The sequence below is a fragment of the Micromonospora sp. NPDC049529 genome (assembly GCF_055586685.1).
Window position 1 is genome coordinate 161,570 of the sequence record NZ_JBVJHT010000017.1, and the last position, 9,934, is coordinate 171,503.

General features: G+C 71.5%; 9 protein-coding genes. 5 read left to right on the top strand and 4 right to left on the bottom strand.

Annotation, left to right across the window (positions count from 1 at the left end; translation table 11 throughout):
* Positions 1–137: 137 nt before the first annotated feature.
* Positions 138–1,439 carry a phosphodiester glycosidase family protein gene (locus tag ACZ6QQ_RS27665; RefSeq protein ID WP_465880247.1) on the bottom strand — a complete coding sequence of 434 codons (1,302 nt, stop codon included), beginning with the start codon at positions 1,437–1,439 and terminating at the stop codon, positions 138–140.
* A gap of 207 nt (positions 1,440–1,646) precedes the next feature.
* Here ACZ6QQ_RS27665 and ACZ6QQ_RS27670 point away from each other — a divergent pair, with 207 nt between their 5' ends.
* The 3 genes from ACZ6QQ_RS27670 to ACZ6QQ_RS27680 all read left to right on the top strand — a co-directional run bounded on the left by ACZ6QQ_RS27670 (position 1,647) and on the right by ACZ6QQ_RS27680 (position 4,492).
* Positions 1,647–2,453, top strand: a complete 807-nt coding sequence (locus ACZ6QQ_RS27670; RefSeq protein ID WP_465880248.1) for an SAM-dependent methyltransferase — start codon at positions 1,647–1,649, stop codon at positions 2,451–2,453.
* 58 nt (positions 2,454–2,511) lie between these two features.
* On the top strand, positions 2,512–3,948 hold the full coding sequence (locus ACZ6QQ_RS27675) for a dihydrolipoyl dehydrogenase family protein (RefSeq protein WP_465880249.1): 1,437 nt from the start codon (positions 2,512–2,514) through the stop codon (positions 3,946–3,948).
* A gap of 94 nt (positions 3,949–4,042) precedes the next feature.
* Positions 4,043–4,492, top strand: a complete 450-nt coding sequence (locus ACZ6QQ_RS27680; protein ID WP_465880250.1) for a hypothetical protein — start codon at positions 4,043–4,045, stop codon at positions 4,490–4,492.
* Between the two features lie 60 nt (positions 4,493–4,552).
* Here ACZ6QQ_RS27680 and ACZ6QQ_RS27685 read toward each other — a convergent pair whose 3' ends face one another.
* Together ACZ6QQ_RS27685 and ACZ6QQ_RS27690 are read right to left on the bottom strand one after the other, a co-directional pair.
* Positions 4,553–5,812, bottom strand: a complete 1,260-nt coding sequence (locus tag ACZ6QQ_RS27685; RefSeq protein ID WP_465880252.1) for a helix-turn-helix domain-containing protein — start codon at positions 5,810–5,812, stop codon at positions 4,553–4,555.
* Between the two features lie 104 nt (positions 5,813–5,916).
* Complete coding sequence (locus ACZ6QQ_RS27690; RefSeq protein WP_465880253.1) at positions 5,917–7,119, bottom strand: MFS transporter; 1,203 nt, start codon at positions 7,117–7,119, stop codon at positions 5,917–5,919.
* Positions 7,120–7,240: 121 nt separating this feature from the next.
* Here ACZ6QQ_RS27690 and ACZ6QQ_RS27695 point away from each other — a divergent pair, with 121 nt between their 5' ends.
* A complete protein-coding gene (locus ACZ6QQ_RS27695; protein ID WP_465880254.1) occupies positions 7,241–7,696 on the top strand; it encodes a MarR family winged helix-turn-helix transcriptional regulator in 456 nt (151 codons plus the stop codon).
* A 91-nt stretch (positions 7,697–7,787) separates the two neighbouring features.
* On the opposite strand, the gene ACZ6QQ_RS27700 is transcribed toward ACZ6QQ_RS27695, so the two are convergent.
* Positions 7,788–8,471, bottom strand: a complete 684-nt coding sequence (locus tag ACZ6QQ_RS27700) for a hypothetical protein (protein WP_465880255.1) — start codon at positions 8,469–8,471, stop codon at positions 7,788–7,790.
* A 300-nt stretch (positions 8,472–8,771) separates the two neighbouring features.
* Here ACZ6QQ_RS27700 and ACZ6QQ_RS27705 point away from each other — a divergent pair.
* Positions 8,772–9,934 (top strand): discoidin domain-containing protein (locus ACZ6QQ_RS27705; RefSeq protein ID WP_465880257.1); only part of this gene is annotated, 1,163 nt, incomplete at its 3' end.

Here is a 9,934-nt window from a genome sequence, read left to right on the forward strand (position 1 = left end):
GTAGTCGAGCGCCACCACTGTGGACATTGAGAATCGGCGCACACGAGGGCGGGACCGCCACCGGATCGGTGGCGGTCCCGGGCGGCGGCGGTGGTGGCCCGGACCACCGGGCCCGGACCACCACCGTGCTGACCGCGTTACCGGGCCTGACCGCCGAACGGGGTGTTCACGAAGACGAGGGCGTCACCGACGGCGCGCTGGCTGCCGCCGCTCGGCTGATTGACGAGGTCGCCGTCGACGGACATGGTGGTGGAGCCGCCACCGTCGAGGTTGATCGCGTCGCGCAGCCCCAGGGCGTCGGCGACCGCGGCGGTCTCCGCCATCGTGGTGCCGACACTCGTGGTCATCCGGCCGTCGATCGTGGCGAGCACGATCCGGCCGTCACGGGTCGTTCCGGCGATCGTCCGGGGATTGCGCGCGAAGAAGCTGTCCGAGGGCGAGCCGGCCGGGACCACGATCTCCCCGTCGGCGGTGAGCCGGTAGCGACCGTTCACCCCGAACAGTCCGGGGCGCAGGGTGAGCTTCTTTCCCTTCTCGTTCGTCAGGGTGGTGGTCTGCTTGACGCAACCGTTCGCGACGTTGAGCAGGGTCAGGGACTCCTGGCCGGTCGCCTGTAGGGAGGTCTGGTCCGGGCCGAGGGTGGTGCCACGGGTCGTCGACGTACGGACCGCGCAGCCGCGCGCGTCGAGCACCACCTCGACACCGGGGCCGGACGGGGTGGCGGCGGCGAACTCCGGGGTGAACTGGACCACGTCGCCGGGCAGGGTGCACCGGGTCTGGTCCGCCAGCGCGGCACATTCCGCCGGGATCACCGGCGGGTGGTTGACGAACTCCAGCGGCAGCGTGGCCTTGGTACGCGTGTTCCGGATGCCGCCGGTCCACTCCAGCCGGCCCATCAGGACGACCCTGTTGGTGTTGGCGTCCACGACGATGTCGACCTCGTTGGGGTCGGTTCCCGGCTCGCTGAGCAGCTTGCCGTCGAACAGACCCAGTCCGACCGGGTCGCCGGGGTACTGCTGGCTCGCGGTGAAGGTGAAGAAGGAGGCGTTGACGCCGGCCAGGGCACCGGCGGACCGTACGAGATCGGTGGTCGTCTCGACCTGGGCCAGGTCCGGCCCGTACGTCGCAGCCAGGTGTCCGTTGGTCTTCTTCGGGTCGATGGTGAGGACGTTGACGACCCAGGGGCCCCGGCTGGTGGTGTTGATCTGGTCGGCCGGAGCCGGCTCGGTCCCGCGGACGATGTGGGTCAGTGTGACGCCGTCGGTCAGGGGTTGGATGACGCGGGTCTCCCTGAGATTCGTGTCGCCCAGCGGTAGGACGTCGCTGGCGGCGATGGCCCGACCACCCGGGAGCAGACCGAGGCCCACGGCAACGGCCACGGCCGCCGTGGCGGCGCCGACCCGGCGGAGCGGGGATGCCGAGAGTGTGTACGAAGTCATGATCATGAGCTTTCTGTGCCGACCCGACTTCGCCCCTTCACGGCCGTTGGACAGTCAGCCAACTCTGGGTGACAGATTGACCAGCGTGTCCGCGCCGAACGCGGCCGGGCAATTGTCCATAATGGTCGAATGACCCGCGCGGGGCGCCGGACGTCCTCTAGGATCATCACCTTCCGGACCGGGTGGGGCATTCCGAAAGAAGGATTCATGGCGGACCAGGACCGATCGACTTTTGTCGGCGTCGATCCCTCGAAACCCAGCATCGCGCGTGCCTACGATGTCGTTCTCGGCGGCAAGGACAACTTCGCGATCGACCGCGCCGTCGTCGGCGAAATGCTGAAGATCGTGCCGCAGCTTCCCGAGGTGGCGGCCTACAACCGGCAGATCCTCAGCCGGGGTGTGCGCTACCTGGTCGAAGAGGCGGGCATCCGGCAGTTCATGGATCTGGGTTCCGGGCTGCCGACGCGGGAGAACACCCACCAGGTGGCGCAGCGGTCGGCGCCGGACGCCCGCGTCGTCTACGTCGACAACGATCCGATCGTCCTGGCCCACGGCCGGGCCCTGCTGGTCGAGAACGAGAACACGGCCGTGGTCACGGCCGACCTGCGGGATCCGGGATCCGTACTCGCCGACCCCGAGGTGCACCGCCTGATCGACTTCTCCCAGCCGGTCGGTGTCCTGCTCGTCGGGATCCTGCACCACCTGCACGACAGCGAGGACCCGCAGGGCGTGGCAAAGGCGTACATGGACGCCGTCCCCTCCGGCAGTCACCTCTTCATGACCAGCTTCTGTGCGTCCTTCCCCGAAGCCGCCGCGCTTGAGCAGACCTACCTCAGCGTGCTCGGCACCGGCCGGTTCCGTACGTCGGAGGAACTCCGGGGCTTCTTCGGGGACCTCGACATGGTCGAGCCGGGCCTGGTCTCGCTGCCCGAATGGCGGCCCGACGCGCCCATCACCCACGACCTGTCCGTCGCCGAACGACTCATGGCCGGCGGCATCGCCCGAAAGCGCTGATCCTCGGCCGGTCACGGGTACCGCCCGACCGGGCCCCGCGACCTGAGAGGGTAGGGCCATGGAATCAGCCGGATATGACCTCATCGTCCTCGGCGCGGGCGCGGTCGGCGAGAACGTGGCCGACCGCGCCGTACGGGGTGGCCTGAGCGCCGTACTCGTGGAGCACGAACTCGTCGGTGGGGAGTGCTCCTACTGGGCGTGCATGCCGTCCAAGGCACTGCTGCGCAGCGCGCAGGCGCTCCGGGCCGCCCGGCAGGTTCCCGGCGCCGCGCAGGCGGTGACCGGTGACCTCGACGTGTCGGCCGTGCTCGCCCGCCGCGACTCGGTCGCGGCCAACTGGTCCGACGAGGGCCAGGTGCAGTGGGTCGAGGGCGCCGGCATCTCCCTGGCCCGAGGTCACGGGCGCATCACCGGCCCGAAGCAGGTCACGGTCACCGGCCCGGACGGCCGGGCGACCGTGCTCAGCGCGCGCCACGCGGTGGCGGTGTGCACCGGCTCCGACCCGCACCTGCCCGACATCGAGGGGTTGGCCGACGCCCGTCCGTGGACGAGCCGCCAGGCGACCAGCGCCAAGACGGCTCCGGCGAGCCTCGTGATCGTCGGCGGCGGGGTCGTCGGCGTCGAGATGGCGACCGCGTACGCGGGCTTCGGCACCCGGGTCACCCTGATCTCCCGCAGCGGACTGCTCAGGGACATGGAGCCGTTCGCGGGTGAGGCCGTCACGCAGGCGCTGCGGGAGCAGGGCGTCACCGTACTGCTCGACACCCGGACCACGCGGGTGACCCGCGACGGCGACGGGGTGACCGTCGAGACCGAGGGCGGGCCCACGGTCACCGCCGGGGAGCTGCTCGTCGCGACCGGCCGGACGCCGCGTACCGGGGACATCGGCCTGGACACGGTCGGACTCACCCCCGGAGACTGGATCGGGACCGACGACACGATGCGCGTGCCCGGCGTCGACTGGCTGTACGCCGTCGGCGACGTGAACCGCCGCGCTCTCCTCACCCACCAGGGCAAATACCAGGCGCGGGCAGCCGGCGACGTCATCTGCGCCCGAGCCACCGGACGGGCCGTCTCGGACGCCCCGTGGGGCGCCCACGTCGCCACCGCCGACCACCGGGCGGTGCCACAGGTCACCTTCACCGACCCGGAGGTCGCCGCCGTCGGGCTGACCGCGCAGGCGGCACGCGCGGCCGGCTACGACGTCCGGGTGGTCGACTACGAGATCGGCCGGGTCGCCGGGGCCAGCGTGTACGCCGACGGCTACTCCGGCACCGCCCGCATGGTCGTCGACGCGGTCCGCGAGGTCGTGCTCGGCGTCACCTTCGTCGGCCCGGACGTGGCCGAACTGCTGCACGCGGCCACGATCGCGATCGTCGGCGAGGTGCCGATCGACCGGCTCTGGCACGCCGTGCCCGCGTACCCGACGGTCAGCGAGATCTGGCTGCGGCTGCTGGAGACGTACGGGCGGGAGAAATTGTTCGACGTTGATTGATCGTCGCTGGTCGGCGTGGCGAACAATTCCGCCGCTTCGTGGAATGGAGGTCGGGACGGCACTCATCCATCCCCGTCCCGGAGGAGCGGAGAACATGATCCTGCGCAGAGCGTTCGGGGCCCTGCTGGCGTTGGTCACCTTCGGCACGGTGCTGGTCGGCGCGGCGGCACCGTCGCAGGCCGCGGTGGCCTGCTCGGGGACCATCACGTACAGCTACGCGTACCCGGTGAACAACCCGGTCGCCGAGCTGGTCATCTACTACAACAGCAGCAACGGCGGTACGAACAGCGCCTGCATGTACCACCGTGGTGCGTCGTACGGCGTCTCGGCGCGTACCTCGGTGCAGATCGCCCGGTGCGCGGAGACCGGCGGGTCGGGTGCCTGCACCGCGACCGCCGTGTCGAGCAAGGACAACCAGAGCTACTCCTACTACGCCGGTCCCCGTGGGGTCACCGGTACGGCCAACAACTGCGTCGACGCGTACGGCGAGATCGACTGGGCCGGCACCACGTACTGGATCCACTCCGGCCGTCAGGGCTGCTGAGCCCGCCACGTCCGTGGTTGGCCCGGCGGGACCCGTTCCGCCGGGCCAACCGGCTGAGGTTCAGGGGTAGAGGCATGCGGTCCGGCGGGCCGCCAGCAGTTGCTCGGGGGTCGGCTCGAACCGCTCCGGGGCGCCGGTGCCGTCGGCGTGGGCGAGCCGGATGTCGACCACGTCGGTCGGTGCACCGCCGCCGAGGCAGGCGACCGCGGCCACCGGGATCCCGTCGCCGGGTCGGGGTGGTGCGGGTAACCGGTCCAGCGGCCAGGTGACCTCGAAGGCCGGGTCGGCCGTGCCGGTCAGCGTGAGCTGGTGCCACCGGCGGTCGGCCGGCAGCGCGGGGTCGTCCGCGTAGTAGGCGGCGAACCCGACGATCTCCACGTGGGTGCCGGTGGCGTTCAGCCGGATCCGGTCCGGCCCGCTCGCATCGGGGGCGATCACGAGCGTGATCGAGGCGGGGCCGGGGCGGTCCCCCGCGCACCGGGACGGCCGAAGGTCGGCCGGCGGGTTGCCGTGCACCACACCGGAGGCGACGTATCCGCCGCCCGGCAGGGCGAACCAGCGGATGTCGGGGGTGTTGGCGGTGGAGTCCGCGATCTTCTCGCCCAGGCAGTAGCCGGTGAAGGCGAGCGTGCAGCCGGGCGGGACGGTGAACATGATCCCGGTGTCGCGCCGGGGTTCTCCCCGCACATGAGCCCCACTGCCGTAGGTGACGGCGGTGAATGTCGGGTTCGCCGTCGGCGGCGGGCAGGCGGTCGCCGTGGTCGGGGCGGGGGTCGGGGCGTGCGCTGGCGGCTCGGCGCCGGTCGGCGACCGTACCCCGGTCATCGCCGGCACGACGGCCGCCGTGCCGGCGAGAGCGGCGGCCGCGACCACGGCCAGCACCACCAGCCGCCGGAGCTTCCGCCGCCGCCCGGGTGCGCCGCCGTGACCATCCGTCCGCCCGGCCCCGCCCGGCCCGTCGGCCGCAGTCACCGGCTCCGGCTCCGGTTCCGGCTTCGGTTCCGGTTCCGGCTTGGGTGCCGGTGCCGGTGCCGGTGCGGGGGCCGGGTCGCCGCCGGTGGTGGGAGCGGTGGGTCGCAGCGCCTCGTCCAGTTCGAGCCAGCGCCGCTGCCACTGGGCGGTATCGCCACCGCAGGCACCGACGTACGCGAGCACCACGTCGAGGCTCGGCTGGCGGGTTCCGCTGGCGGCGGCGGAGAGGGTCGACGGGCTGTAGCCGGCCAGCGCGGCCAGCCTTCGGTAGGTCGGGTTACCGGCTTCGGCGCGAAGTTTGCGCAGCTCGTACGCGAACAACGAGAGCGGTCCAGCGGTCGGATCCACGGGCCGTTCCTGACGAGCCAATGCCGTCCCCCTGCCAACCAACGCCAAAGGACAGGAATTATAGGCAATCACTCCATAGTCGACGATCAGCCGTTGATGATCGCTCAGCCGGCCGGTGCCGGCACCGGCGGGAGCGGGTCGGTCTGCGTCGCCCGGTCCCGGTCGACCCCGGCGGTGGTACGGGCGACGAGCAGGACGACCAGGGCGGCGACGGTGATTGCGGCGCCGGCCCAGATCGGCGAGGTGTAGCCGAGGCCGGCGGAGATGGTCAGCCCGCCGACCCAGGCGCCGAACGCGTTGCCGAGGTTGAACGCGGCGATGTTGGAGCTGGACGCGAGTGTCGGGGCCCGGTCGGCGTAGCTCATCACCCGGGTCTGGAGGGCGGGCACGGTGGCGAAGCCGAACGCGCCCATCAGCAGCAGCCCCGCGTACGTGGCGGGCTGGCTGCGCGCGGTGAGCGCGAAGAGGACCAGCACCACGACCAGCCCGGCCAGTACGGTGATCAGGGTCCGGTCCACCGACCGGTCGGCGAACCGGCCGCCGACGATGTTGCCGACGAAGAGCCCGCCGCCGAAGAGGACGAGCAGCCAGGGGACCGCCGAGGCGGAGAAGCCGCTGACGCCGGTGAGGGTGTAGGCGATGTAGGTGAACGCGCCGAACATCCCGCCGAAGCCGAGGACGGTCACCAGCAGCGAGAGCCAGACCTGCGCGGAGCGGAACGCGCGCAACTCGTACCCGAGGCCGCCGGCGCCCGCCGGTTCGCGCGGTACGCGTACCAGGGCGGCGATGCCGGCGAAGGCGACGACGCCGACGACGGTGATGGCCCAGAAGGTGGAGCGCCAGCCGAGTTGCTGGCCGAGCAGGGTGCCCAGCGGGACCCCGAGGACGTTCGCGGCGGTCAGTCCGGTGAACATGATCGCGATGGCGCCGGCCTTGCGGTTCGGCGGGACCATCCCGGCGGCGACCACCGAGCCGATGCCGAAGAACGCGCCGTGGCAGAGGGCGGCGACGATCCGGCCGGTGAGCATGAGCCCGTAGTCGGGGGCGATCGCCGAGAGCAGGTTGCCGGCGATGAACAGGATCAGCAGGGCGAGCAGTACGGGCTTGCGGGGCAGTCGGGTGGTGGCGGCGGTGAGGACGAGCGCGCCGACCACCACGCCGAGGGCGTACCCGGTGATCAGCCAGCCGGCGGCGGCCTCCGAGACGTCGAAGGTGGCGGCGACCTCGGGCAGGAGGCCGGCGATCACGAACTCGGTCAGTCCGATGCCGAAGCCCCCGAGGGCCAGGGCGATGAGTCCGAGCGGCATGAGTCTCTCCGTCTGTACGTCGGCGAACACCACGCGTACGCTGATAGTTGCACGCGCCAGGTTTCATAGTTGCACACACCATTAGAACGCGTACGCAACTATCTATGCCCGGGAGGCCCGGATGGGGATCGGCGACGACGCCGTCGAGGTGCGCGCCCAGGGGTGGCGGACGCTGGCCGCGCTACACGGTCTGATCGATACGGCGTTGGAACGGGCGCTCACCCGTGCGGTCGAGCTTTCCGTGGTCGAGTACACCGTGCTGGACGCCCTGGCCCGGCAGGACGGCTGGCACATGCGCATGCAGCAACTCGCCCGCGCCGCCGCGCTCAGCCCGAGCGCGACCACCCGGCTGGTGAACCGGCTGGAGGAACGCGGCCTGCTGACCAGGATCATCTGCGCCGACGACCGCCGGGGGATCTACACCGAGCTGACCCGGTCCGGTCGCGAGTTCCTGGAGCGGGCCCGACCCGTACACGACGCCGTACTCGAACAGGCCCTGCGTGACGCGGGGGACGTACCCGAGTTGCGGGACCTCGCCGACGCGCTACAGCGGCGGGTGTCCGTACCGGGTCGGTAGTGCCCCTACCGGCCGCGGCCCGGCACGGAAAAGCGTGGCTGTCCGACGAGCGGGCAGCCACGCTTTTCGCGGTCGAGGGTCGGGGGAGTTGTTACTTCGGCGGGGTTTCGGACTTGGCGGTGCTGCGCGGCGGGGCCGACCAGGGGCTCTCGCTGTCGGTCCGCCGGGGCAGCGGGGTGGGTGCCGTCGGAGCCGGAACCGGCGTCGGCGCGGGCGGATCCGGGTAGCCGAGGGTCGGCGGTGCGGCGTCCCGCTCGACCAGGTCCGGCTGGAGGGCCGACCAGTCGCGCGGGTACGGCTCGGCGTCGTCGGTCCCGTCGACCGCCGCCGTCTCCGGCGCCGGTACGGGTGCCGGCCACCGCCGCCAGCGCTGGCCGCTGAAGACCGCCATCAGCAGCAGCGCCCCGACGAAGAAGAGGGTGCCGTTCTCCACCGGGTGGAGCAGCGGCAGCGGATCACCGAAGACCTTCCAGTTCGTCGGCACGTTGTCCCGCAGCCAGAACGGGTCGACGAACAGCCCGACGTACGGGGTGATCAGCGCCAGCCCGGCGATCAGTGGGCCGAGCGGTGAGAACCGCAGCGTGCCGAGCAGACCGAGCAGGATCCCGGCGACCGCGAGGTAGACCGAGGGCTCGATCAGGTTGGCCGTGTTGTACCTGCCGATTTCCAGCCAGCGGGTGACTGTGCGGGTCGACCCGTCCTGACCGAGAGTAATCAGGACCCAGGTCAACGGTGCCGCCACCACTCCGGCGAGCAAGCTCCAGAGATGTCGCATCCGCGCACCGTACCGGTTCCGGTTCGGGTGGGCCGACGACGCCCGGCTGCCGGGAAAGGACGCCCCGGTCCCGTGATGAGGATGTTGCGCTGCGTGTCCAGATCTGCCCTCGTCTGATGGTGATCATCCGAGCCTGCCCCGACATGGGCACCTCGGCCAAGTTCCGGAACCGGCGAGGCATTGACTCCTCTCGTTGTGAGCGCGAAAGTGTCGGATAAGAGAGCGCTCTCACACATGTTCGACACGCCCGCGTAACCGCAGCGACTCATCGATGCGTTGCGCCAGCTCCAAGGAGGAACGATGGATGGGGCCGTGTTGCTGCCCGACGTCCAGCGCCGCCGGTTGACCCGGTGGCGCCCGATCGTCGTGCTGAGCGCTCTCGTCGCGCTGCTCAGCGCGTACGTCGCAATTTCCGCCGACCGGGCCGGGGCGGCCGAGCCGCTGCTGTCCCAGGGCCGCCCGGCCACCGCGTCCTCGGTCGAGTCGGCGGCGATGCCCGCCTCGGCGGCCGTCGACGGCGACGCCGGCACCCGCTGGTCCAGCGCGTTCAGTGACGCGCAGTGGCTCCAGGTCGACCTCGGCTCCAGCGTGCCGATCAGCCGGGTCGACCTGGTCTGGGAGGGTGCCTTCGCCCGCGCCTTCCAGATCCAGGTGTCGACCGACGGCACCACCTGGACCTCGGTCTACTCCACCACCACCGGCACCGGCGGGACCCAGTCGCTGACCGTCTCCGGCACCGGCCGCTACGTCCGGATGCTCGCCACCCAGCGCGGCAGCGCGTACGGCTACTCGCTCTGGGAGTTCCAGGTCTACGGTCCGGACGTACCCAGTGCCTGCGGCACCACCAACGCGGCCCTGAACCGGCCGACCACCGCCTCCTCGATCCAGGCCGTCGGCACCCCGGCCGCAGCGGCCACCGACGGCAGCGCCGCCACCCGCTGGGGCAGCCTGTTCACCGACCCGCAGTGGCTCCAGGTCGACCTCGGCTCGACCCAGTCGATCTGCGGCGTCACCCTGAGCTGGGAGGCCGCCTACGCCAGCGCGTACCAGATCCAGGTCTCGGCGAGCGCCACCGGACCGTGGACCTCGATCTACTCCACCACCACCAGCACCGGCGGGGTGCAGGCCCTGACCGTCTCCGGCAGCGGCCGTTACATCCGGGTGTACGGCACCGTCCGGGGCACCGGGTTCGGTTACTCGCTCTGGGAGTTCCAGGTGCGTACCGGCACCGGCACTCCGCCGACCACCCCGCCCACCACGCCACCGACGACTCCACCGGTCACCACCCCGCCGCCCACCCCGTCCACCCCGCCCCCGACCACTCCGCCGGCCGGCGGGACCCGGCTGCTGTCGTACAACAAGCCGGCGGTCGCCTCCAGCGACCAGAGCGACGCGAACTGCTACCAGTGCACCCCGGCGAGGGCGTTCGATCTCGACCCGGCCAGCCGTTGGGCGACCAGTTC

Coding starts and splice junctions, on each gene's coding strand:
- ACZ6QQ_RS27665 (WP_465880247.1), bottom strand. CDS start 1,439: ATGACTTCGTACACACTCTCGGCATCCCCGCTCCGCCGGGTCGGCGCC.
- ACZ6QQ_RS27670 (WP_465880248.1), top strand. CDS start 1,647: ATGGCGGACCAGGACCGATCGACTTTTGTCGGCGTCGATCCCTCGAAA.
- ACZ6QQ_RS27675 (WP_465880249.1), top strand. CDS start 2,512: ATGGAATCAGCCGGATATGACCTCATCGTCCTCGGCGCGGGCGCGGTC.
- ACZ6QQ_RS27680 (WP_465880250.1), top strand. CDS start 4,043: ATGATCCTGCGCAGAGCGTTCGGGGCCCTGCTGGCGTTGGTCACCTTC.
- ACZ6QQ_RS27690 (WP_465880253.1), bottom strand. CDS start 7,119: ATGCCGCTCGGACTCATCGCCCTGGCCCTCGGGGGCTTCGGCATCGGA.
- ACZ6QQ_RS27695 (WP_465880254.1), top strand. CDS start 7,241: ATGGGGATCGGCGACGACGCCGTCGAGGTGCGCGCCCAGGGGTGGCGG.
- ACZ6QQ_RS27700 (WP_465880255.1), bottom strand. CDS start 8,471: ATGCGACATCTCTGGAGCTTGCTCGCCGGAGTGGTGGCGGCACCGTTG.